The sequence below is a fragment of the Aminipila sp. genome (assembly GCF_032051575.1).
Classification (GTDB): Bacteria; Bacillota; Clostridia; order Peptostreptococcales; family Anaerovoracaceae; genus Aminipila.
Map to the genome: position 1 here is coordinate 189,314 of NZ_DAMBYD010000003.1, position 22,764 is coordinate 212,077.

The window sequence follows — 22,764 nt, forward strand, 5'->3', positions numbered from 1 at the left end:
TGATTATGAACAAAAAAAAAACGGTTATTGCTTATTTGCAAAAACCGCTTAAAGTATTTTATGTATTCAATTGGGAATTTTACACAGATAAATCAATAGCCCCAGTCGTATCCCCGATACTTGCTATACTGTTCCCTTGACTTTCTCTGGCAGCGTTATTCCAAGCATCATTGTATATGCACCAAAGTTCAGACTCTCGGGCATTCTCTGCCTTTGTTCCATAAAATGTCCAGCTTCCGTTTGAATAAGTAGCCACCATCTCACCGTTGCTATCGTTAAATTCAGCATAAGACACATTTTTTACTTCCTTCTTATACTTAACACTACCAAGCAGATAATCTATCAAGTTAAGGGTTTTAGGCTGCTGATTATTGTTTTTGAATACTGTTGCTAACCCCTGGCTTATCATTCTTTTTCTGTCAGGAGAAACAGCGGAGACATAACTTTTCACCAGATTTCTAAAACCCGCAGATTCCGATTGAAATTTTCCGGCGGCCTGATCTTTTTTTGCCTGCTCAATAATAGCCGTTCTATACCCCTCATCGCTCATAACTGGCTCCGTCTTCGTGTTAAAATGAAAATCCGTATAATCAGGCAATTGTACATTCCCGATTTTCCCTGTACTTAAAACAGCACTACTTTGTGTAAAAGTGTTATTATTTTCTATCCGCATTTCCGTATTTCCTCCCCACTGCATCCCCTTATAACTTAATCCTTTATTTATAGCATACTACATTTTTGGATTATATTGGAATGTTTTTTTGAATTCTATACATTTCACTTAATAGCAGGCATATCCCTATCATTATATTTCATTGCTTTTCCAACAAAAACACTAGAACCACCACCATAGATTTCATCCATTATTTTTATGATTTCTTGACGATTCATATAGCTATGGTATATTCGTCGAAATGTCTCTGATATGTCGTCTTGCTCCAGAATCATTTTAAATGTTTCCTTCCACTCATTTACAAGCTTTTGAATTTCAGGCTTACTCACATCTTCTCCTTTATAAGCTGCAATCTTTTTAACAATTCCATCAAGCTTCAATTGTAATTTACCCATTCCCTCTTTGGGTAACGGTGCCTGCTTTAACGATTCTATATACTTATCAACACTTCCATAATACTTTATTGCTGATTCCGTTATTTTCGCTTTGTTTTTTGTCATGCGCGCAATCAATGCGTCAATGCTTCCATATTGGTTAATCAAAGCCTGCTGATACCCTTCATCCAATTGCATAATCCTACTTCTGAATACTTCTTCTAATTCATTATGTTCAAATACTTTAAAATCCATCTCGTTATTCCCTTCCAGAATCTGCTCCATTTGTTCAATCAACTTGGTTAAGCGATTTCTTTTTGCGATCAGAAAGTCCTTCTGATTTTTTATTGCTGCTTTTTGATTAAACAAGGGCTGATTCATAATCTCTTTTATTTTCTTAAGCGGTAAATCCATTTCTTTATAAAACATAATCTGCTGCAAACGCCTTAGCGACTCCTCGTTGTACTTCCGATATCCGTTTGGTTCGATGCAGCAGGGTTTCAACAGATCTATCCTATCATAATAATGCAGCATTCTTATGCTGATTCCACTGTAATTGGCCAATTCGTGAATTGTCATCATATCCTCCCCTTCCTTGTATAACTAGCATATTACACTATGACACAATGTCATAGTCAATAGGGTTTATCCTTTCTTCTATTTTCTTTTAAGTTTATAACTTAAATATTGTACAAGTTCATCTGTTGTGGGGACTGCACCTTTATGCGGCATGCTTTTTTGTAGACACTTTTCTTTTTCTGATTTATCAGGCTTTTGGTACGCATAATCAATAGCAGCTTGCATATCTTTTTTGACCTCCAGAACGCTTACTCCATGTTTTTTTGCAATTTTGCGATATATTGCTCTCATACTCAAAATTAATTCACCCCTTATCTAATCTATTCGTATATCATACTTATTGTAGACGATATAATTATATATTTCAAGATTAATAACTAATTTATTCGTCCAAAAGAAGCAATACTATCTATTACAATCAGATAGAGGTGAGTATATGGATGATAAATTTATTCGTAATAGAATTAGTGAATTACGTATTCAAAAAAATATATCCGAAAGAAGCATGAGCATTGAGCTAGGTCATAGTCCTAGTTATATCCATAGTATCGTTTCCGGCAAAGCATTACCGTCAATGACTGAGTTTCTCTATATCTGCGAATACTTTAATATTACTCCAAAAGAGTTTTTTGACGTAGGAATCAACAACCCCGCATTAATCAAATCTGTCATTGAAGATTTGAACACGTTGGATGAAGTGCAGATAATTAATATTTACGAGATAATCAAAGGTCTAAAAAAGTAAAAGAGGTATATCACTATTTTTAAAGATAAGTAGGGATAATTACTATTGTAATGTACAAAATAACTCCTATAAAATACTATGCAAAGGAGATATATTTTAATGGCAAAAGATAGTCAACCAGATAATAAAGAGGCAAGAATGGAGAAATGTAATTATCAAACTCCAATAACTGAAGAAGGGCATAACCATAATCCAAATTCAAAACACAAATCTACAAAGAATGAGGGATTTAAAAGTCCACATTATAACAGGTTCGGTAATTAAATATGGAATTAAATAATATAACCGAGTCAATCCACTTGGTATAGTAAAAACACTGTCTCATGATTTATTTTTTCATGAGACAGTGTTTTATTATTTCATAATTAATTTACATATATATCTAGATAAATAATCGTTTAATTTTTCATCACACGCATATACATAGGTTCCCTTTATTCCACGGGTCATCAATGTTGTATATATGTTCATTATATAATTAAAAAGCGATTCTTTGTTTTTTAATGCACTTTTCCCTTGCGTATCATGATATTGAGTTTTGTCCACATATATTATCTGCTTCTTGTCATCATATTTGATTTCATTGCCAAGAATTACTCCAGCATAATTTAAATCATATCCTTGAATTGTATGAATACAGCCGATTTCATTAATTGCATTAGGAGAGTTAACCCAGTCTTTACTTTCTGAATTCCATTTATATTGATGGCCTTTTATACTAATATCAAAAGTATCCTGACTATTGTCCTTTTTTGTATGCCATTTCCAAGAATACCCTGCAACTGTTCTACAAAGTCCAAATTTCTTTTCTCTTTCTTTAATTTCAAAAATCATTTGTTCTACATCATCAAAGATTTTAAAATCATAGTCACTAAAATCAATAAATCTACTAGGTGGACTATAGCTGAATATTGATTTAACGTAATCAATATAATCATTACCACCTTGACATCTAAATTGAGAAGTTAATTTATAGCAAGTAATATTCTCATTTTCCATTAACTTGTCAAATTGTTCTTTATCAACATCTGAAGGCTTGACTGACTGCATGCTATCATAAAAAAACACTTGATTTTTACTGCATTTTAAAATCCAGTGTAATTCAGTTCCATTATTATCAAATCCTAATTTAGTGTTATTTTTATCAAAAGTTGGATAATTAGATAATGCCTTACGTTGTCTTAGCCTATGCGCTTCATCCACTATGAGTAAATCATATTCCATCTTTGGTACATCAATAGGACTTAAAACCATGTTAATATTTAAACCCTTTATGTTTTTAAATACTTTTTTTATTGTACATCGTAAAGATTGCATTGGCACAACTAACCCAATTTTCATAGTGTTAAGTAGCTTTAAGGATTCGTAAATATCTTCATAATTTGAATCTACTCCAAAACTATATTTTAACAAGCTTTCCCTATTCTCACTTAAAAGTTTCATAATAAAAACAGCCAACACAGTCTTACCTGACCCAGCACCACCTTGTACTATAGTAGTAAAACTTTCCCCATCTATTTGGTATTTTTTAATGCTGTCAATAATCTTATATATAATCCTGTACTGATCAAGATTTAATTCTTTATACGGAGAATATTTAAAGATATCGGAATTTTCTATTGCTTTAATTTCATTTTTTGCTAGTCCTACCTCTTTCAAATGTTGCCATATTTCATTGAATTTTGATTCGTACTCTTCTCGATTATAATAATTATGGTATTGCATGCCCATATTCGTATTCTGTAATTTAAATTTGCCATCAGAGGACATATACTTTATTAAATATGCTTCTAAGTCTAAAATTACAGATTTATTGAAATTATCATCGCTAATTAATGTAATATAACTCAAAAGCCTTCGTTCTGTATTTTTCAGGTGCTGGCTTGTCCTAATATTAGCATTAACCGTTTCACCAACGTATGCTTCATTCTTATTATTAATTATATAAACTACAGGCCACTCTTTCCCGTATTTAAGTTTGCTAACTTTATCAGGTGCTTCATCCTCAAAATCTGTACTTTGAATAAGAGCCATAACAATATACCTCGCAATATTAATATCTAAAATTCGTTGTACTTTTTGCTGCTTCCTTTGCATTTTGATACTGGATACTTCTTGCTATTTTCATCCAATTTTCTCAAAATTTCGCTTTTTAAGTCGATGTTGACCTTATCTGCAAACATGACACAATACATAACTATATCAGCAACCTCATCACTAACGGCATGAATATCGTATTCATTATTCCATTGAAAGCATTCTAATAATTCTGCTGCCTCTATTGAAATTGATTTTGCTAGGTTCTCCGGAGTATGAAACTGCTCCCAGTCTCTTTCTTTATTAAATAATATTAATTTATTTTTGATATCATCCATGGTTTACCTCATCATAAAAAGTAATTATTTACCATTAAATATACCATTTTTTAAATAAATAAACAAGCAATAGTAATAATTACTGGCGTAATTATATTATTACAAAATGGGTAATGTAAGAATTATGAGACAGCGCTTTTTTATTTGCACTGGTGGCTAGTCCGAGAATCGTTTTTAGCCATCTAAATTGCTTTCGGTAGCTTTGCTATTTTTTGAGTTTATATTCGCACACATACCAATCAGGCAGACTCTATAAACTAACATTGCTTAGTGCGTGCACCCCATATTCCCCTAATTACGATATATATTAAAAATTGCTCAATATGTACTATTTTCCACGTTGAACGATTGCTAACTGTTCATCTTCTTTAGACAAAATAATCTTGTAATCATCGAAAAAATAGTCTGATTCATTTAAATCTTCTTCTGAGAATCCTTTCCTGTAATTAAACTGGATAGTTTCTTCGATGTGAAGATCGCCTTGTTCCTTATGTATTGTATATTTTTGTGGTAGAACAATCGGTTCTTTATCAATAATTTTCTTCAAACTTTCGGGAAGATCAATAGAAATATTCAAATCTTGTACTTTTTTTCCGTAATCTTTTAAAGTTAAGTCAACTGTTATCGTATTCTCTTTTGGTCCATTACCAAAGGAATAGTGGCTCTCTATTACATCAATTGATTTAAGCCCACCACTTAACACATAGTATGGTATCTTAATTACATTCATTGCATTGAACGTGAATGGAACTACAATGCAAAACATAATAATAAATATTCCTAATTTACCACATTTAAAATATCTGCTTTTTACAATTTCTCTATAACTCCACAATAGCAGAGCCAGTGGCAAAATTCCATTTAAATATAGTCTTGACCCTGGACTTAATTTTATAGTTGGCATAATTAAGTGAAATATTGCTTTATCCTGATGCGGTAGTATCATAGCGCAAAACGCAGTAATTATAACAACCACAACTGCTCTTATGTATCTTCCAACGTCTTTCTCCATTTTGTCTTCCTACCTTCTTTGTGTTTTTGTTATGTTAAATTATACCATATATTAAAAAAATGTTATATGCGGAATATTAAAAAATAGGTAGTCCTTCTTGCTTATTCCAAATGAATAAACAACCCAAGCTACCTATCTTAACTCCATTAATTATTACAAACACACAGATCTCAATATCCTATATACAGAACGCATTCCTAAAATGCTGACTAGTGATTATTTACTATTTGTGATTCATTTCTGCGATATAAATCTTTGAATTCATTCTGCCTGCAATATCTATTGCTTCGCCGGCATCATCCACTGATAAAATAAACCTTCTAGATACCACATCCTTACCAATATGCAGTTCCACATTTGGTCTGGATTTGATTGAATCTGTATGAATTGTGTTTATTTCGTTCCAGTCCCACATATTATGAAACTGCACTCCACAGATAGTGTACAGAATATCCACTCCTTCTTGTGAAATCACATGTTTTCTGTCAGAAAAAGTGGCAAGAATCATGATAATTCCAAATGGCAGATAAAACCAGTCACGGTTTACAGCTGCGTTATAAACAGCGTAAGCTCCAAAGATGACAACTGCTGCCTTTACCCACAGCTTTCGTTCAGGCATGATTCCGTAATATTCCATAGTTTCTCCTCTCTAAAAACCAAATGTAAATATATATTTTAAATATGAATATTTGATCTGAATTTGTTTCTATATGCTCTTATATATTCCAGCAGATCTTCTTTCTGCAAGAGCCTTCATAGCCATTTCATGTGCTTCTTCAGGTGCATCAGCAGGTCCATGACCCTTTTTTAGCTTACCAAACAGATTAGTTCTTGATCCATCAGCATATAAAATATTCCCACCCCAGCTTACAGTAATAATAGCATAAATAGGGTTGATGATATTCATGAAGCAATATGGCAAGTATGACAGTGTTGGAACTCCAAGTACTGCTGAGTGGTATGCACCGCAAGATGACCAAGGGATAAGTGGTGACCATAAAGTACCACCGTCTTCAAGTGATCTTGACAGCATGTTCCTACCAAGACCCATTTCATCAAAATTTTTCTTATACATTGATGAAGGAATGATTAATCCTAAATACTGGTCACACATAGTTGTGATACAGAACATTGAAGTCAGAATAGTAACAACAACTAACTGGAATGGAGTCTTAACCTTCTTAATCAGTCCGCCAAGAAGTGATTCTACTGAACCAATCTTCTGAAGTATACCACCAAAAGCAACCGCAACTATTACAAGGTTGTTAGTCCAAAGCATACTGTTCATACCACCCCTGTTTACAAGCTTCATAAACAGTGCATTTTCTGATTCAGCAGTATATCCATAGTGTAACATTGTGATGCAGTCAGAGATTCCAGCCCCCTGGAAAATTGCAGCAAATGCACATCCAACCAAAGCAAGAAGTACAACTGAAGGAATAGCCGGCATCTTTATTACTGCTACTACTACAATCAGTAAAATAGGAATAAGAAGAATTGGACTCATATATGTATAGTGGTCAATGATTGCAGCCGATAACTCATTTGCAAGAGTAGGATCATAGTTCTGAACCTTTGAAAGTGAGAAAAATGCAAATATACATATTGAAATAACTAAACTTGGGAAAGTTGTAGTCACCATAGCTCCTACATGGTCAAAAAGTCCAGTCTGTGCAGAGCCGGCAGCCAGATTTGTTGAATCTGAAAGTGGTGAGAATTTATCGCCACAACATGCGCCTGACAGAATAGCACCTGCAATAAGTGCTGGATTTAGTCCCATTGTTGTACCTATAGCCATAAATGCAATACCAAGAGTTGCTGTTACTGTCCATGCTGATCCAAGTGCAATACCTACCGCTGCACAAAGAATTGTTACAAATGGAAGGAATATAGCTGGTGTAAACAGCTTCAGTCCATAATAAACTACCGCCGGGATAGTTCCACATGCAGTAAATGAACCAATCAGGCATCCCACAAGAAGAATGATAATTATTGCTTCAAGAGACTGATTAACAGCTTCAAGACCTGCAGCAAGCATTTCCTTGTAGTTGTAGCCACATAGTTTTCCAACAATCATGGCAACTCCACATGCAAGAGTTACCGGAATGTGAGGATCCTGTCCCCAGCCAAGCGCATAGTTTGTAATCATTAGTGTCAGAAGAAAAACAATTGGAATAAGAGCTTCCACTTTGTTAGGCAATCTGACCGTTTTGCTTTTTTCACTCATAAAAACACCTCCGAAAATATGATTATTTATAAATTACAATTTCATCATAATATTTGCTCCGTCAAGGAAGTGTCAATAAATATGAATATTCGTCAATTTTTTTACATTTTCTTAAAATTAATTTTTAATATTTTTCTCTTTCAATGAGAGCATTAACCTCTTCAGCCCAAGAATACTGAGCCATATACTCGCCATGATAAAGCTTCCTGCCCTCTACACTGTTTTCTACCCATTTAAAGTAATCACACTGAATGCATTCCAAGCTAGACAATCCAATCTGGCCTCTTGCACTATATAGTATTTGTCCACATCCAAGCTGATTCAGCACATCCAGTAAGTCCTTCTTTAGCATCCTGTAGTACGAATCATGACCTTCTTCCTCCCATAGATTTGCAATTACTTCCTTTGAAGTACATCTTGCACCCTTTCTGTGAACAAGATATGCCAGAAGTTCCTTCGTCTTGTCAAATTTAAATTTTACAGGTTTCCCATCTATAAGTATCTCAAAATTTCCAAAGCAAGTTATTTGTATTCTCTGTTCCTCTTTCCCTACTTGACTCCCCTGAGATGAATATCTAAGGTTCTCGAGTGCATGACGTATCTGCTTCACATTTGCAGGCTTCATGATATAGTCACTGGCATCCAGTCTGAATGCCTCCCCCATATGATCCAAATAACCAGTCACAAATATGAAGTTGGTCTTAGGGTACAATTTCTTAAGCTTGTTGGCAAACTCTATGCCATTTAATCCTGGCATTTGTATGTCTATAAAGCACACATGAAACTGCTGTTCTTTGGCAAGTTCCAGTGACTGAACAGAATTATTTGCCGTTACAACTTCTGCTTTTTCATCAGCTTCACATATTAATGCTGCAAGATACTCTGCTGCAATTATCTCATCGTCCAATACTAAGTATTTCACGTCGTTCACCACTCTCCAGTCTTACCTTTTTTCTCTCTCCCGGAATAATAATTTTTACAGTTGTTCCAATTCCTATGAGACTTGTAATTTCCATTTCTGCCTTAACCGTACTTTTTAGCCGTTCATTTACATTCTGTATGCCAATATGAGGCCTTCCATCATTTAATGCCTTGTCTATTTCAAATCCTATACCGTTATCTGCAATTGTTATGATGTGATCCCTCCCCTTCTTTTCTGTAGAAATCTTTATTGTTCCTCCCTCAAGCTTTTTGCATATTCCATGCTTAACTGCATTTTCCACAATTGGCTGCAGCGTTAGGATTGGCATATTAAAATCATCTGATTTTATATCGTATTCTACCTTTACTCGATCCCCAAATCTTAATTTTTCTATATCAAGATAAATATTTGTATGCTCCAGCTCCTGAGGAAAAGGATGTGTGTCATTTTCGCCCATACTATACATATTTTCCCTAAGATATTTGGAAAATTTTATAGTAGTTTCCTCTGCAAGCTTGGGATTTGCCCGGCAAAGAGCTGTGATAGTATTCAAGGTATTGTATAAGAAGTGAGGCTGTATCTGTGAAAGCATCAATGATACTCTTTGCTCCCTCAGCTTTATTTCTTTTTCCTCATTTACCTGCTGTGATATATATACATGTATGACAAGGTAATAAAACAAAAATGCTACAGCATAAGTTTCGTTCAAGATCCCTGCTCGTATCCCTATTGATTCCATAATATTTGCAGTCATAAGCCAAGCTATACAGAAGAAGACTCCAAGATGATTTACTTCTGTTTTTCTGTAAAATCTCATATTCAAGATAAGAAGGAATATAACCCAATATACCCAGTCCGTAACAATAAAGAGATGTCCCACAAGTCCAAGCTTAAGACTCCCATCGGATCCAAAATAAAATACATTATTTTTAAAAAATGCACCGCAGTAAATAAGAAAATTCACTATGGCGGGAACATAGATTAATTTATTTTTTGGTTCCACCATATTTATGACTGTAGCCATAACCAAAGGTTTTAGAGAGTAATAGGTTATACCTGTTATGGTGAGCAGCAATCCCACTACCTGAGCTTGATCCTTAAGATAATTCATATAGAACTCCGCCATAGACAGAATCAAAAGCAATGTCATATTTATAACCATTCGTTTTTTTATTAATATATCTACTGCTGATTTCATGGAAACAACAAAATATGTACCCACTACCATTGCAATAAGTACATAGTTTTCAACAAGATAATTTTGCAAATATGCCTCTTTCACGTACTTCACCTCATACTATTCAAAAACACTTTAAACTGCTTAGCCCCATTTCAAATCAAGTGAATTTTAACTACCACTAGTAATTTTGTTTGTACTTGTAATATTACTATATCATGTATACTTAATCAATATGCACATGTGAAGTCTGTGAGTAACTTTTAGACGTTAAATAAAAATTAATTGTACATGTAATCATTTTGTTAATATTCATTTATATGGTATAATTTGAATTAATTTAAAATTTTTTACTTAATGTAAATTCAATTTAAGGAGTAATATAAAATGCAAAAAAAATTACAGATTCTTATTCCTATCATCTTAATTCTAATAGCTATTATTCTTCCACAAGAAGGAACGTCCAAAGTTTATGCTTCTGATTTTAACAGTAATACCTTTAAAGATGTTAAGGCAGACAACTGGTTCTATAGTGGTGTCAAATCCGCTTATAATAATGGTCTGATGGATGGTGTTAGCATCAGTTATTTTTCTCCTAACGGTAATTTTACTCTTGCGCAAGCGATTACTGTCGCAGCTCGAATGCATGCTTCGAATATGAACGAAACCATCAACACAAAAGATGCAGTGTCATGGTATCAACCGTATTTTGATTATGCTGTGAGTAAACATTTACTAAGCAATTCTATAATAAATAGAACTGACATCACCACAGCAAAGGCGACAAGATCAGAAACGGCTTTTATTCTGTATAATGTTTTAAAGAACTGCGAGCCAAATCCTCAAGCAATCAATGATTCCACCATACCCGATTTAAATAGTATTCCTCAAGAATATCAGGGTGCTGTTAGGAGTATGTACAAATCAGGGATAATCACCGGGATGCCTGACGGAAACTTTAATGGAGATACATATGTCACAAGGGCTCAAATTTCTGCGATAATATATAGAATGATTGACAAACAAGAACGGGTCCCCTATGATCCAAAGTACAATTATGATATGGTCGGTCAAGAGGGAAATACTTTTATGTATAAGGGAAACATTGCTTATGATGACGATTACACCTATTTTTCTGTTGATGCAGGTTATGGAACAGGTAAATCCAACATTATAAGAAGAAATAACAAAACGGGTTTAAAAGAAGGGCTATACATTGGAAACGGACCAATATACAATCTTAGGTTAAAGGATGGTAAATTATATTTTGTTGAAAATAAAGAAGGCAAATATAACGATGATTTGGGCGAAACTACGACCTTAACTGAATTCTCATGTCTAGTTTGCTACGATATCACTTCAAAATCTGCTAAATGTTTGTTAAAATCTGATAACTTTATTGAAATTCACAATTTTGAGCTTTACGGTGATGAAATATATTTGGATGTGATAGGTTTTTCCGGTGAATTGAATTCCGCAATAGTTAAATTTTACAATGGTGAATTGAAAATTTTGACGACATTTAACAATTCCTTTTTAAGCGATAGAGCCATCTATATTTATGATAACCAATTATATTATATAGCACAAAGTGGACTAGTTAATGATAGTCCTGAAATGTCAATATATGCCCTTAATCTAAATTCTGGAGAATCCAAACAATTTGCACGGACTGATTTTGGGGACTATTTTATTTCCAACGGCATTCTCTATATCCAGCCATATATGGAAAATGAAGCGACGGTTATTTATAAGTACAATCTGGTTACCGGCAGTGATTACCTCAAAGAGAGAAAGACAATATTTTATTCAAACGATCCCAAATTCGATCAGATCTCTGTTTCGTTGATTGAAGGAAAGGTATATATCGGTTGTAAGGGAGCAAACTCAATTTATAAGCTCCTCGGTGACGGAACACTTTCCACTGCATGCGACGTAAAAGTAAATCCTCTAAACTTTGTCATAACAGGTTCGGGAGAATTTCTATATCTAGACTTCTGGGAACCAACCAGAGCGCAGTATTATACAAACCAATATCCTTATTTTGACGGCTTGAGAGATTACCTTTCCCTAACAGATAAAGAATATCAATCAGCTGTAAAATCAGTCATGAATGAGTAATCTTTTTTCGAGTTAATGCTTATAATACAAAAATGGCAGCTAATCAAAATGAATTGAACCCCTTTTGTTAGACAAAAACTGATATGTACCCAAAAAGTTAGACCTAACTGATGGGAGGTCGGTTTTTGTATGGCAAAATATAGTTATGATGTAAAACTAGAAGTTGTGCAAGCATACTTATAAGGGGAAGAAAACTATAGGTATATTACTACTAAACTCCATATTGTCAATTTTTATTTGTAAATTCATGTACTTTTATGTAATAATATGTTAATATTATTCAATTATTGATATTTAGGAGAGTTAGGGAATGTCAGAATTTTTACGAGATAATTTTGGACAAATTATTTCTACATTTACAGCGATATTAGGATTTATACCAGTCTTTAGTAGTTTTAGAACTACTAGAATATCATTGGAAAATTGTAGTTTTGAATTTCATTCTACAAAATTCACACAAACATTATTAGGTATTTTAGTAATAGTAACTTACTTAATAAGCTTTATTTTTTGTTTAATTTCTATAGTAAAATATAGCCAAGATTCTCTTCAAAATTTTTATAGAATTGTTTTTACAATGATTTATATAATGTCTTTATATTTTATTTTTAGACTTCAGCTAATTAGAATAAGGAATCACTTAAATAAGTGGCATAAAAAAATAAACATTATCGCAACTTTTTTATTAGCAATAGTATTTATTATCGGATTTATTAAGGCATTATTAAATGCTTTAATAGAATCTTCGCCTTTTTATCCAATTGCAATATCATTTATTATTTTTTCTTTAATCTTTTCTCTACTTTTTATAACATACGACCTTAATAGAAAAATACCAAGTCGTATTACTTTAATTTATCAAAATAAGAAACTTTTTTTAGAAGAAATATATGTAGCTAAAGAAGCTCTTATTTGTACTGATTTTAATAGAAATAAAATAATAATCAATAAAAATAATGTAAAACAGATAAAAATAAAATACAAAGAAATTACAGCCGATTTTAAAAAAAACATTAAAATAATGCTACTTATAATGATAACTGTTATTTATATATTCTTCCTGTCTATTAAATAGCTATATTTTCTCGTATATTAATTTGTCCGCCAATTAAATAAACACCCTTAAAATAGCTTAAAGGTGCTTATTTAGTCAGTGAATTTATTTTTTATTTTAGGGCTTACCTATCTTAATTACTTGTTTCTTTTTAAATGTTTCAAGTGGATTATAATCATCAATTATATCATTAAATCTGAAGGGTCATATTGATAATATTTATTAAGCATTCTAAAATCAGCATGTCCAGTTATCCTTTTTAATTGAAGTGGTGACATTCAATTACGGACTGATAGTGTAACAAATGTAAGCTATATTTATGGACATCACGTTTTAAGCAATACTTTTTAATTTCAAGTTGTAATGTCGTTCTGGGTAATCTCTCACCAAATTGATTACAAAACAATGGCTCAGCTAATTCACCACCACGAATATTAATATATTCTACCACTATCATAACTAATGATGATGGCATAGGTATAATCCTTGCTTTTCTATTCTTAGTGTGTGGCAGATTAATAAATCCCATATCTAAATCAACATTACTGACATTTGGTTCTCTGAGTTCCTTTGACCTTATTCCTGTGGCAAATAAGAAATTAATATAACCCAATTATGGTACTGTAAAAAACTTTTATTCTTAGGTCTTACCAATAGCTTTTTTAGTTCCTCCTCAGTATAAATATCTTTAAATGTTTCTTGCCCTATGACCATATTTTATAGTCGGTGATATTTTAAACATATAACTGTTTAAGTAGTTGATTTTAACCTCTTCAATAATTTCATTTTATAATCATCAACTAATTTCTGTGTAATTTCACTACACATAATTTCTTTTCCTGTAAATTTCAGAAAATATCCATTTGCATAATTATATCCGTTAATAGTTACTTCTGCTATGTCATTTAATTTACACTCCCTTATATACATCTGACATAGTTCCATATAGGTAATATCTTTCTTAATTCTTTTCCAACCTTTTGTTTAGTAATATTCCTTTTTGCACTACTTGACATTGTAAACACCTTTTTTCAACATAAAAAATAGTAGCTTAATCTGCATGTCACAGGAAGCTGCTATTTAATATTTACAATTTTTTTCCACGTCTGAAAGCGTTGTGATTACTGGTTTACAGCTATTCCATCTCGATACAATCATTCATATATCAGACTATATGTCGCTAATTTACACCTTCTCATTATATAATTTCTCTTTAAATTCTATAATATTTAGGTTTTTAAATGTTTTTACAAGCATTTTGCAAGCACTATACTATAATGATTTGCATGATTTAATGCATTATTTGCGCCCTCTTTGATCAATCTATCCATCTATCTTGAGAATAAAAATTTAATCCATTGCCAGTTTAAGGGCATATTGATCAATAAGTAGCATATGCCCAGTTGGCTGAACCGTTATAATTTTATACTTAATACAATTTCACGCATATCCACCTCTAAGAATGTTGTTTGTAGTAATCTCATTGTTTGTTAAAATACTTAATTAGCATTACAATAGATGCTGATGTCGAGGGCATCGTTGAATAGGCGTTTTCTCCAATTACAATTACGTCTGGGGCTAAATATATTTTCTGTAGTTCTGCCTTATCTACAAACACCAATTGCTCGCCATCACGTTTCATTTTGTCGGTTATTATGGATTTATTAATTACTTCAGTATAAGCGAACGCTTCTGCTACTTCATTTGAAGTTAAATCTATATTTATGTAAAATAACAATTGTGGTTTGCCACCTTCAACCATATCCCGATATATGCTAATGATATTCTCTTCTAAGCTAAACGTATATTCAGCATTTATCCCCAATTCATCTAAAAGTTCTCGCTCTATCCCCTTAATTAAGCCTTCCTTAGTGAAATTTTTATTATCATCTAAAGCATACATACATTTTAGAGAAGCAGCAATACTTGTTCCTAATGTACCTTTTCCAATTGAAACGCTATCATTCCTTTTTACAAAAACAATCTTCTTATCTCTAGTTTCAATAAATCCATTGAAGCCTAAATGATTTGATAAAACTGATTCTTCTAATTTTGGAATAAATGGACCATACGCAAACAAATCCCTATTGCAAACACCACTTTTCCATTTATAGTCCATTGCTCTATTGGTTACCAATGAATCAAAATATGTAGTTCTAGAAGTACTCAACTCAATTACATTTATACTTTCATTTAATTTCAAATTATCTAGCCTAATATTCAATTGATTATATACATTAGAATGTGTATGCGCTGACATAATATCAGCATAATTTTGTCTGACTTCTTCTGGAAGATTATATTGATTTTGCGAGTCTATTATAGAAAACTTCTCTTTATTACACATTTTATCTAAAACTATAGGGAAAGTATATTTATCTTGATTTATTATATTTGGATTTTTTTTATCTTCCTTAAATTTAACATTTGACTTTTTTCGTCCCAGAATAAAATTAGCCTCCGAAGAATTTTCATACTCTAAAAAATCATTACATCGAGGATACATCTTTATCAACTTGTCATAGTTTAGTTCTAGTTTCAAGACTTCTTCTAATTTTGCATCAATCAGTTTAGCCAACCACTCTGTTACATTTTTTGCAGCAAATGCAAGTGCTAAACCAAAAAATACAGAAAAATCTATTAACTTTCCTACATTAGTGCCTAAAATCAACACTGTAGCTACAACAATGATGCTAAGCATCCCTTGTATCGTATCCTGATTAAGATTCTTGCGCAACAACTTTAATATATTGTTCTTCATAAAGCCTACCACCTGTAAAATATTCTTTGTTAACCTATTACCTATTATATTATACTAAATCCTAAAAGCCTTCAAGTTATGTATAGTGAATAGACTACACTTAAGTTGTAATGTAGTGCTTGCAAAAATATATTCCCTTCATAGTAAATACATATAATACAAAAATGACAGCTAATCTCATAGACTAGCTGTCACTACATATACCAAATTATTTAATTTTACTATTCCATCTCCATAAACTTTATGCTTTGGTACAATTCATTTAACTCGTTTCTAAGGTTTATATCCCCCTATTTTAATTTGAATTGATTTGATTTTAATAGTGTTGGTTGCATAAAGGTTGCATTATACGCTTAACAATCAGTGTATTTTATTATCCTGTTCACTTTGAATAATCTTAATTACTTTTGTAGTAAACCGCAAAGTATTATCACCTATACCAAGAGGCTCCAACTCAAACACTGCAGTTTCTCCTATTACAATAGGTTCAAAGCTAAAAACCTCTATTTCTTCATTATCTCTTCGTAATAATACTTTTTCATCTTTAGGGCATCTTTTTAAAGTTATTTTTTTGCCAGTAATTCTTAATGCGTACCAACTTCCAGATTCGGTATGGAAAAAATATATGCCATTTTTTGTTCTAGAATCTATCCTATTCATTTTAAGTAATTCCTCCTAGCTTTAAGAAATAGTAACGGTATTATTTTCATATTCAACCGTAAATCCAAGCTGTTCAAAAATATATCTTAAAGGCAAATAATACTGATATTGTCCGTTAATTAGTAATGTATGTGGCATCCCATCTGTACTATCATCAAACATATATGGATATCCATTTGTTCTACCACCGCCATTTTCAAATTCTAGAAGATTACTAATTTTGAACTTATCCGACGTAAAGAGATAGTCTAATCCATAATCACCATCTTTCCCCTCATATTCAACAATAATAACCCTATATCTAGGAGTTTCATCAATGCTTCCAGCATAAGAAGGATTTCTTAAAATAAGGTCATATTTCTTCCCTGAAAGGTTGGTTGCAAGATTTAAGATTTTTAATAAATCTTGGTCTTGTCCATTTCCAATAAGAATATGATTGTTATATCTCATATACTTTATATCAAAAGTTTCTCCGCCATAAGAAAATTTTGCAGTACCCTCATTATTTAAATATATTTTCATGTTCAGATTCCTTGTAGCTGTCATGCCATAAGAAAATTTCCCATATCCATATTTATCAAGAACCGTTTTATAACTTGGACTTGTAGCTGCCATGCTATAATCCGTTGTAGAAATAGAAAGTAATAAGATGACAACTGCCATTAACACAATATTTTTTTTCATTATCTGCTACCGCCTTTCTGCCTTTCTTCATAGGCATTTATTTCATCAAAAAAATTAACGTTTTACATATTGATTAGAAATCAGATTGCGATTACTAACTTTATCATCAGCTTTTACCGTAATGAGATTACTCAATTTATCAGCCACCGCTCTATTGGTATTAGGATAGAGGTGTCCATACGTTCCAAGCGTTGTTTCGATATCCTCATGCCCTAATCTATCACGTATAATAAGAGCACTTTCACCTAATGAGATAAGCAATGAAGCATGACTATGCCTTAAAGCATGAGTCTTTATTCTATGCACATTTGCCAGTTTGGCATGCTGTTCAATAAAGTGCTTCGGAGCATGCTTGTTAGTCGGAAACCCATTATAAGATAAAACATATTTTGAGGGTATATTGTTGCTCTGAACAGTATGCCATTCTTTTAATAACGTAATAGTATTATCATCTAAAGCAATAGTTCTATTTCCTGCTCTTGTTTTCGGCTCTGTAACATAAAATTCTTGCGTACTTTTGTAGTACATAGACTTGCAAACTGTTAGAGTTTTTTCATCAAAATTTATGTCACTATTCCATTGTAAAGCCTGGGCTTCCCCAAAACGTAAACCTGTAAAAAACAACAGCCAAAGAGTTATGAAGGCATAGTGCTCGTAATAATCAGATATATCAAAAGTGGAAATGACTTTTTGGAACTCTTCCTGTGTCCAAAAGTCTACTGTCTGCTTATTCCTTTTAACATTACCAACTTGCTTTGCAATATTTGTTTGAACCAAACCCAGTTTAACCGCTAAATCTAAGCTCATTTGAAACAAGCCATAAATATTACGGATATAGGCATTTGAATAATTCAAAGACAACTGATTCTGCCACTTTTTCAGCATGGGAGCATTGATGTCTTTTAACTTCCTTTTGAAGAAAAAAGAAAAGTGAAGCCTCATTGATGATATTCGATTATCGAATGTTCTCTTATTTACGGACATTTTATAATCCGGTTCAAAATAGGTCTCATAGAACTCTTGGTAACTCATAGTGCTGTTCATTTTAACGGCGGTTTTTGAATAGTTACTCATATATTCGTCATACGCTTGTTTTGCTTCCTTTTGGGTGGAGTAACCACGCCCCCAATGTCTCGAACGGGCGCCTTTTTCATCATAGCCCAAGTTAGCTACAAAGTACCATTTACCGCTCTTTTTGTCTTGGTATACATTTGAAATCTTAGGCATTTGCGAACACCCCATATGTACTTAATCCGATACCTAATATTTCTTCAACTGCTTCAATTGGCGCACATCCTAAGCGTCTATTGTTGTAGTAGCCATATCCTTTGTTTACCATTAGCCTTTTAGCTTTTCGAATAATATCAGAGGATTGACTTGGACCGAATCCCAATTCTTTCAACTGAACTTTTGTTATCATAGTCATTATGTATCTCCTTCCTAATTTTCGTATATCTGACTGTACCTTCTTTAAATGAAATACTCTCGTTTTCAACATTCCCTAAAGTATCGTGGAACTGGGGGATTTTGCGAGAGTATAGTTTTGTAAACACCACATTTTCATTTGAGAAATCAAATAATTCTTTTTTTGTAATTCGTTTAATTTTCGGCAAAATCAAATTTTGTGATTTAAAAAATGCTTTTTGTTTATAATCTTTGTCATCTATATCTTTTGAAAAGTATTTACTAATATAGCGACCTCTATTATCTTTACTATCAACATCAACTTTATTTATCTTTACAAATCCATGTGTCCATATTTCTTGTAATTCTTTTACTTTTATATATGGGAAGCTAAAAAAGACTACATGATAATGTATCGCTCCACGTTTCTGCTTCTCCCAAACTGCTAAATATTTTAAACTCTGTTTTTTCACATGGTATAAGTGGAAATTCAATCTTTTAATAAATTTATTAAATTCGTAATTTGTGTAAGTAATATCTTGTATATTTTCCTTAAAAGTAAGTGTCATAAATTTTGTATTATTATCAAAATTACAATCTATAAAATTACAATCTATAATTCGGGCAATTACCCAACGCATTTCCTCGTAATGTTTTTGTTTTCGTTTTAAAGCGTCATAAAACTCTACTGCTGATTTGTTCTCTAATTCCTTTTGTTTTTCTATGCTATCAAAATCGAATTCGATTTTTTTTCGCATATCATCATCAGCATTAACTGAATAATAAATTGGTTCATCTAGGTATTCCCAAACTTCTATTGTTGTAGGTGTTTCAATCGTTTTTGTATTGTAACTCCTAAACTCTTTTTTCAAAGCAAATCGTTTGTTCTACTTATATCAAAGTATTCTCATATAGATGATAAAACAAACTATCATCACCTCCTTACGTAATTTGGTATTCTTTGATTAAGTGATTTACACTGTCAATAGCCTCCGAATCTAAGTAGTCTTTAACTTTCTCATTTCCTACTCTAAGATATTCAATCCATTGACCTAGGTCATTATATCCCAACACTAGTATTCCTCGTTGTTTGTCTTTATCTCTTTCAAAGATTATAGTCAATCCACCCTCAATACCAATATTATGGAGAGCAAATATATCTACAATTTTTGAACCAACAAGATACGAATTGCATTCCTCTGTTACTCTATAATCTTTAACTAATTTCATTTCCATAAACATCAATTACCCTTTCATATTTTCCAATTTTTAACATTTTGCTACTTGAAAACAGATATTAAATTCTCTAGATGTTGTCCTATATATCAAGTTAAATAGGTCGAGCTAAAGCTCTCCCGTCCACCATATTTTGAAAAGATTAGCACCATTCCATTCAAAGGGCTGGAGCCCTTTGTGCTAACTTTGAAAAATATGGTGGCTATTCTCTTTGGTTTATACACTTTTTTAGCTCCTCTATACAATTATGGTTTATAAGGAGCTTCAAAATCAGAATAAAATCTAATCATCATTCAAAGTTTTTTCCTTGCAACATATTTTTTCTAATTCTGCAAGAAAATTAAACTCTTTTCCCAAATAAGGAGCTTCAAAATATTTCTCTTCTCCTTGTCCATCAATTTGAATATACCCTCCGCCTTTAACAGTAACTGTCTTATATTCAACCTCAGAAGACCCGAAGCACATTTGATAGGCTTCTCTACTTGCATTTCCAAGAAGAACTCGACAACCTAGTTGGTCTCTAATTGCCCCATCTAGGATACTGGTGTCGGGACGTTGCATTATCAGTTCCATGAAACAACCGGCTTGACGGCCTTTTAAAATTATTGAATATATATATGCTGAAACTTCACTAAAAAGCTTCTTGTCGGCTGTTTTTTTGAACGCAGCATATTCATCGAAAAAAACCACAACGGGAGGAATATTGAATGATTTCCATGTTTTACCAAAAGCTGAAACATCGGAAAAATAAGTTCTATATCGTTCTTCCATCATTTCGGAAACTTCTCTAAGCATTTTCGCAATTTGATTAGGCTCTGTTGCCACTTTAACCCCTTTTACAAATCTCAACAGGCTTAAATCTGCTGATTTAGGGGTCTACTACATGTAAGAGCCCTCCCATCTGTGCGTATCCTAAAATTTTCCAATTTATGAAATAACTTTTCCCAGAGCCTGTTCCTCCAATCGTCAATCCATGACTGACACTACTTACATCGTATGAAATCTTCTGTGTTATTGGGATTACAGTACCTTTTATTAAAGGGATTCCTTGTGAGAGATTTAAACGAGTATCTGGATTTTTTTCAAACACATACTTGCAATAAAAAATTTCATCTTCCTTACTAGACAGGGGGAGCCTAAACAATGCAGATAACTTGACTTCAAGTTTGTTCATGGAATCCGAAAAATTATCTCCATCTTTAAAAGCTGTGATAATAAGAGAATCCTCTGAATCAAGATAGCCGATTCGTGCAGAATTAGTAACATATTTTTCCCTATTTCCGTTAGCATTAACACAATAGTCTTCTGTAAATAGCCTGTTTGTTTGAATCAAAAATTTCAGCTGTTTTTCAATACTTTGATTTTTATTTCGTATAGATTGGATTGTTAATTTCCAAATCATCACATTGCCAAATACATAAATAGGGAAGAAGATCAAAGAAAAATAATGAGCCCATCTAGCATTGTCCGACAATTTGTAGAGATAACCACTAATACACGATAAAAACAGAGCCGACATAAATAAAAAGCACACTGCTAGAATTATTTTCATATATGTAGCAGAAAATATTTCTATAACAGAGTTTATAGAAGGGAAGCTAGTCCCCTTTATCAGAGAAACTAGCTTCATTTTTTCTTGCTTGTGATTTTTATAAAACATAATTAAGCTCCTTTTACTGGCGAAGTAACCAAAGAAATTGATTTCGCTAAGGCTGTAATATTTATTCCTGACTTTGAGTTATAAGCACGAATTTCTAATCCCTCTAAACGAACAGGCATACCCACTGGGATTTCTTCTTTGTTTATAATATCTACAAGAGGTTTAGATTGATTCTCTAAAGGTATTTTAACGGAGAGCCTTTCGTATTTCATTTCGGGTAAAACTAAATCGTATGTATAACCTCCTAAAACATTTGAGCGTTCACCATTAACATAATTGTTGTACCCCTTAACATCTGCGAGCATGAAGGTTTTTACTTCTAGGGGTAGGGAATGTTTTAAATCAGTAATTTTTAATGCCATATTATATATCCTATATCCTTTCTTTTACTACAATAATTCTTAAAGTTCTTCTTCTAAGTTTTTTTGAGCTAGGTTAAGGAAACGCACAGCGAAATTCGATACAAAAGTAGCTGTAATGTTCCCTTCATAAATGGTAGACAAATGCTTCCCTAATTTTTCTTCATCTAAACCGGTAAAATCATATTGCCAATATGATGTTGGTCTACAACTTCCCCACCGAGCCACTCTACGTGCTCCAGTTAATGTAGTGGGCAACTGAAGATGTTGCTCGGTTATTAGGTCGTAAAACGATGGGGCGTTTCTTACAATTATCATTCTCAATCCTCCAATCATATTTAAGATTCTTTAATACCCTAGAATATTCTTTGATACGATTATATGACAGATGATTTTAAAAGTCAACACTAATATTCTTTAATAATACTAAATACTCTTAAATAATCTTAAATAATCTTAATTGCAATTAAAAAAAGACTATCCAAACTCACATTTGGATAGTCTTTACTGTTATTATTCAATATCTTCTTTTATACTAATTGTCTCATTTGGAAATTCCTTTTCATATAAAAGTGCCATTGCTTTATTTAATACATAAGCGGTAGTAACTCTTCCACCTTCGCTTTCCCATTTTTTTCGGACTTTCGCTTCCTTTTCTTCATTTGCTAATGTTAGATTATAGGATACTTTTCTACCCATTTTAGCCATAAGTATTCTCCCTTCTCATATATTCTTGTATCT

General features: G+C 32.5%; 28 protein-coding genes. 4 read left to right on the plus strand and 24 right to left on the minus strand.

What is annotated here, in order from left to right; translation table 11 throughout:
- Window positions 1-79: 79 nt before the first annotated feature.
- The 3 genes from RTW14_RS04985 to RTW14_RS04995 all read right to left on the minus strand — a co-directional run bounded on the left by RTW14_RS04985 (window position 80) and on the right by RTW14_RS04995 (window position 1,917).
- Window positions 80-673 (minus strand): hypothetical protein, encoded by a 594-nt coding sequence (locus RTW14_RS04985; RefSeq protein WP_312648593.1) that lies wholly within the window; start codon window positions 671-673, stop codon window positions 80-82.
- 104 nt (window positions 674-777) lie between these two features.
- Window positions 778-1,629 (minus strand): MerR family transcriptional regulator, encoded by an 852-nt coding sequence (locus RTW14_RS04990; protein WP_312648594.1) that lies wholly within the window; start codon window positions 1,627-1,629, stop codon window positions 778-780.
- 75 nt (window positions 1,630-1,704) lie between these two features.
- Window positions 1,705-1,917 carry a sporulation initiation factor Spo0A C-terminal domain-containing protein gene (locus RTW14_RS04995; RefSeq protein ID WP_312648773.1) on the minus strand — a complete coding sequence of 71 codons (213 nt, stop codon included), beginning with the start codon at window positions 1,915-1,917 and terminating at the stop codon, window positions 1,705-1,707.
- Window positions 1,918-2,062: 145 nt separating this feature from the next.
- Here RTW14_RS04995 and RTW14_RS05000 point away from each other — a divergent pair, with 145 nt between their 5' ends.
- Entirely contained in the window at window positions 2,063-2,371 is a 309-nt protein-coding gene (locus tag RTW14_RS05000) for a helix-turn-helix transcriptional regulator (protein WP_312648595.1), read from the plus strand.
- A gap of 99 nt (window positions 2,372-2,470) precedes the next feature.
- Window positions 2,471-2,635 (plus strand): hypothetical protein, encoded by a 165-nt coding sequence (locus RTW14_RS05005; protein WP_312648596.1) that lies wholly within the window; start codon window positions 2,471-2,473, stop codon window positions 2,633-2,635.
- 90 nt (window positions 2,636-2,725) lie between these two features.
- Here the strand turns inward: RTW14_RS05005 and RTW14_RS05010 are convergent, their stop codons facing one another.
- From RTW14_RS05010 to RTW14_RS05040, 7 genes are all read right to left on the minus strand, one after another.
- The gene (locus RTW14_RS05010) at window positions 2,726-4,405 is read right to left on the minus strand and encodes a DNA/RNA helicase domain-containing protein (protein ID WP_312648597.1); all 1,680 of its coding nucleotides are present in this window, start codon (window positions 4,403-4,405) and stop codon (window positions 2,726-2,728) included.
- Window positions 4,406-4,431: 26 nt separating this feature from the next.
- Window positions 4,432-4,746, minus strand: a complete 315-nt coding sequence (locus RTW14_RS05015; RefSeq protein WP_312648598.1) for a nucleotide pyrophosphohydrolase — start codon at window positions 4,744-4,746, stop codon at window positions 4,432-4,434.
- A gap of 328 nt (window positions 4,747-5,074) precedes the next feature.
- Window positions 5,075-5,758 carry a hypothetical protein gene (locus tag RTW14_RS05020; RefSeq protein ID WP_312648599.1) on the minus strand — a complete coding sequence of 228 codons (684 nt, stop codon included), beginning with the start codon at window positions 5,756-5,758 and terminating at the stop codon, window positions 5,075-5,077.
- A gap of 223 nt (window positions 5,759-5,981) precedes the next feature.
- Window positions 5,982-6,395 (minus strand): hypothetical protein, encoded by a 414-nt coding sequence (locus RTW14_RS05025; protein ID WP_312648600.1) that lies wholly within the window; start codon window positions 6,393-6,395, stop codon window positions 5,982-5,984.
- A 69-nt stretch (window positions 6,396-6,464) separates the two neighbouring features.
- Complete coding sequence (nhaC, locus tag RTW14_RS05030; protein WP_312648601.1) at window positions 6,465-7,985, minus strand: Na+/H+ antiporter NhaC; 1,521 nt, start codon at window positions 7,983-7,985, stop codon at window positions 6,465-6,467.
- Window positions 7,986-8,109: 124 nt separating this feature from the next.
- Window positions 8,110-8,907 (minus strand): response regulator, encoded by a 798-nt coding sequence (locus RTW14_RS05035; protein ID WP_312648602.1) that lies wholly within the window; start codon window positions 8,905-8,907, stop codon window positions 8,110-8,112.
- Entirely contained in the window at window positions 8,882-10,189 is a 1,308-nt protein-coding gene (locus RTW14_RS05040) for a sensor histidine kinase (RefSeq protein ID WP_312648603.1), read from the minus strand. Before RTW14_RS05040 ends, RTW14_RS05035 begins: the two co-directional genes overlap by 26 nt.
- A 282-nt stretch (window positions 10,190-10,471) precedes the next feature.
- On the opposite strand from RTW14_RS05040, the gene RTW14_RS05045 reads away from it, so the two are divergent.
- Both RTW14_RS05045 and RTW14_RS05050 read left to right on the plus strand, forming a co-directional pair.
- Complete coding sequence (locus RTW14_RS05045) at window positions 10,472-12,205, plus strand: S-layer homology domain-containing protein (RefSeq protein WP_312648604.1); 1,734 nt, start codon at window positions 10,472-10,474, stop codon at window positions 12,203-12,205.
- Between the two features lie 310 nt (window positions 12,206-12,515).
- Complete coding sequence (locus RTW14_RS05050) at window positions 12,516-13,280, plus strand: hypothetical protein (RefSeq protein ID WP_312648605.1); 765 nt, start codon at window positions 12,516-12,518, stop codon at window positions 13,278-13,280.
- 238 nt (window positions 13,281-13,518) lie between these two features.
- On the opposite strand, the gene RTW14_RS18795 is transcribed toward RTW14_RS05050, so the two are convergent.
- The 14 genes from RTW14_RS18795 to RTW14_RS05115 form a co-directional block, all read right to left on the minus strand.
- On the minus strand, window positions 13,519-13,872 hold the full coding sequence (locus tag RTW14_RS18795; protein WP_442871559.1) for a tyrosine-type recombinase/integrase: 354 nt from the start codon (window positions 13,870-13,872) through the stop codon (window positions 13,519-13,521).
- 137 nt (window positions 13,873-14,009) lie between these two features.
- The gene (locus RTW14_RS05055) at window positions 14,010-14,204 is read right to left on the minus strand and encodes a hypothetical protein (protein ID WP_312648606.1); all 195 of its coding nucleotides are present in this window, start codon (window positions 14,202-14,204) and stop codon (window positions 14,010-14,012) included.
- Window positions 14,205-14,739: 535 nt separating this feature from the next.
- Window positions 14,740-16,020 (minus strand): hypothetical protein, encoded by a 1,281-nt coding sequence (locus tag RTW14_RS05060; protein ID WP_312648607.1) that lies wholly within the window; start codon window positions 16,018-16,020, stop codon window positions 14,740-14,742.
- A gap of 360 nt (window positions 16,021-16,380) precedes the next feature.
- Window positions 16,381-16,680: a hypothetical protein gene (locus tag RTW14_RS05065; RefSeq protein ID WP_312648608.1), complete on the minus strand. Its 300-nt coding sequence runs from the start codon at window positions 16,678-16,680 to the stop codon at window positions 16,381-16,383.
- 21 nt (window positions 16,681-16,701) lie between these two features.
- Complete coding sequence (locus RTW14_RS05070) at window positions 16,702-17,364, minus strand: hypothetical protein (RefSeq protein WP_312648609.1); 663 nt, start codon at window positions 17,362-17,364, stop codon at window positions 16,702-16,704.
- Window positions 17,365-17,418: 54 nt separating this feature from the next.
- The gene (locus tag RTW14_RS05075; protein ID WP_312648610.1) at window positions 17,419-18,606 is read right to left on the minus strand and encodes a tyrosine-type recombinase/integrase; all 1,188 of its coding nucleotides are present in this window, start codon (window positions 18,604-18,606) and stop codon (window positions 17,419-17,421) included.
- The gene (locus RTW14_RS05080; RefSeq protein ID WP_442871560.1) at window positions 18,584-18,784 is read right to left on the minus strand and encodes a DUF3173 domain-containing protein; all 201 of its coding nucleotides are present in this window, start codon (window positions 18,782-18,784) and stop codon (window positions 18,584-18,586) included. Before RTW14_RS05080 ends, RTW14_RS05075 begins: the two co-directional genes overlap by 23 nt.
- Entirely contained in the window at window positions 18,729-19,640 is a 912-nt protein-coding gene (locus RTW14_RS05085) for a rolling circle replication-associated protein (protein WP_312648612.1), read from the minus strand. Before RTW14_RS05085 ends, RTW14_RS05080 begins: the two co-directional genes overlap by 56 nt.
- 70 nt (window positions 19,641-19,710) lie before the next feature.
- The gene (locus RTW14_RS05090) at window positions 19,711-20,004 is read right to left on the minus strand and encodes a hypothetical protein (RefSeq protein ID WP_312648613.1); all 294 of its coding nucleotides are present in this window, start codon (window positions 20,002-20,004) and stop codon (window positions 19,711-19,713) included.
- Window positions 20,005-20,286: 282 nt separating this feature from the next.
- The gene (locus RTW14_RS05095) at window positions 20,287-20,829 is read right to left on the minus strand and encodes a hypothetical protein (protein ID WP_312648614.1); all 543 of its coding nucleotides are present in this window, start codon (window positions 20,827-20,829) and stop codon (window positions 20,287-20,289) included.
- A gap of 43 nt (window positions 20,830-20,872) precedes the next feature.
- Window positions 20,873-21,664, minus strand: coding sequence for a hypothetical protein (locus RTW14_RS05100; protein WP_312648615.1), 792 nt, complete (start codon window positions 21,662-21,664; stop codon window positions 20,873-20,875).
- Window positions 21,665-21,666: 2 nt separating this feature from the next.
- Window positions 21,667-22,026 (minus strand): hypothetical protein, encoded by a 360-nt coding sequence (locus RTW14_RS05105; RefSeq protein WP_312648616.1) that lies wholly within the window; start codon window positions 22,024-22,026, stop codon window positions 21,667-21,669.
- A gap of 39 nt (window positions 22,027-22,065) precedes the next feature.
- Window positions 22,066-22,341, minus strand: coding sequence for a hypothetical protein (locus tag RTW14_RS05110; protein WP_312648617.1), 276 nt, complete (start codon window positions 22,339-22,341; stop codon window positions 22,066-22,068).
- Window positions 22,342-22,536: 195 nt separating this feature from the next.
- Window positions 22,537-22,731, minus strand: coding sequence for a hypothetical protein (locus RTW14_RS05115; RefSeq protein WP_312648618.1), 195 nt, complete (start codon window positions 22,729-22,731; stop codon window positions 22,537-22,539).
- Between the last annotated feature and the right edge of the window lie 33 nt (window positions 22,732-22,764).

Bases quoted from the DNA above. Each gene is read 5' to 3' on its own strand.
- RTW14_RS04990 (WP_312648594.1), bottom strand. From the start codon at position 1,629: ATGATGACAATTCACGAATTGGCCAATTACAGTGGAATCAGCATAAGA.
- RTW14_RS05000 (WP_312648595.1), top strand. From the start codon at position 2,063: ATGGATGATAAATTTATTCGTAATAGAATTAGTGAATTACGTATTCAA.
- RTW14_RS05110 (WP_312648617.1), bottom strand. From the start codon at position 22,341: ATGATAATTGTAAGAAACGCCCCATCGTTTTACGACCTAATAACCGAG.
- RTW14_RS05050 (WP_312648605.1), top strand. From the start codon at position 12,516: ATGTCAGAATTTTTACGAGATAATTTTGGACAAATTATTTCTACATTT.
- RTW14_RS04985 (WP_312648593.1), bottom strand. From the start codon at position 673: ATGCGGATAGAAAATAATAACACTTTTACACAAAGTAGTGCTGTTTTA.
- RTW14_RS05065 (WP_312648608.1), bottom strand. From the start codon at position 16,680: ATGAATAGGATAGATTCTAGAACAAAAAATGGCATATATTTTTTCCAT.
- RTW14_RS05015 (WP_312648598.1), bottom strand. From the start codon at position 4,746: ATGGATGATATCAAAAATAAATTAATATTATTTAATAAAGAAAGAGAC.
- RTW14_RS05045 (WP_312648604.1), top strand. From the start codon at position 10,472: ATGCAAAAAAAATTACAGATTCTTATTCCTATCATCTTAATTCTAATA.
- RTW14_RS05115 (WP_312648618.1), bottom strand. From the start codon at position 22,731: ATGGCTAAAATGGGTAGAAAAGTATCCTATAATCTAACATTAGCAAAT.
- RTW14_RS05005 (WP_312648596.1), top strand. From the start codon at position 2,471: ATGGCAAAAGATAGTCAACCAGATAATAAAGAGGCAAGAATGGAGAAA.
- RTW14_RS05100 (WP_312648615.1), bottom strand. From the start codon at position 21,664: ATGTTTTATAAAAATCACAAGCAAGAAAAAATGAAGCTAGTTTCTCTG.
- RTW14_RS05020 (WP_312648599.1), bottom strand. From the start codon at position 5,758: ATGGAGAAAGACGTTGGAAGATACATAAGAGCAGTTGTGGTTGTTATA.
- RTW14_RS05060 (WP_312648607.1), bottom strand. From the start codon at position 16,020: ATGAAGAACAATATATTAAAGTTGTTGCGCAAGAATCTTAATCAGGAT.
- RTW14_RS05055 (WP_312648606.1), bottom strand. From the start codon at position 14,204: ATGGAACTATGTCAGATGTATATAAGGGAGTGTAAATTAAATGACATA.
- RTW14_RS05025 (WP_312648600.1), bottom strand. From the start codon at position 6,395: ATGGAATATTACGGAATCATGCCTGAACGAAAGCTGTGGGTAAAGGCA.
- nhaC (WP_312648601.1), bottom strand. From the start codon at position 7,985: ATGAGTGAAAAAAGCAAAACGGTCAGATTGCCTAACAAAGTGGAAGCT.
- RTW14_RS05075 (WP_312648610.1), bottom strand. From the start codon at position 18,606: ATGGGGTGTTCGCAAATGCCTAAGATTTCAAATGTATACCAAGACAAA.
- RTW14_RS05010 (WP_312648597.1), bottom strand. From the start codon at position 4,405: ATGGCTCTTATTCAAAGTACAGATTTTGAGGATGAAGCACCTGATAAA.
- RTW14_RS04995 (WP_312648773.1), bottom strand. From the start codon at position 1,917: ATGAGAGCAATATATCGCAAAATTGCAAAAAAACATGGAGTAAGCGTT.
- RTW14_RS05080 (WP_442871560.1), bottom strand. From the start codon at position 18,784: ATGATAACAAAAGTTCAGTTGAAAGAATTGGGATTCGGTCCAAGTCAA.
- RTW14_RS05105 (WP_312648616.1), bottom strand. From the start codon at position 22,026: ATGGCATTAAAAATTACTGATTTAAAACATTCCCTACCCCTAGAAGTA.
- RTW14_RS05070 (WP_312648609.1), bottom strand. From the start codon at position 17,364: ATGAAAAAAAATATTGTGTTAATGGCAGTTGTCATCTTATTACTTTCT.
- RTW14_RS05090 (WP_312648613.1), bottom strand. From the start codon at position 20,004: ATGGAAATGAAATTAGTTAAAGATTATAGAGTAACAGAGGAATGCAAT.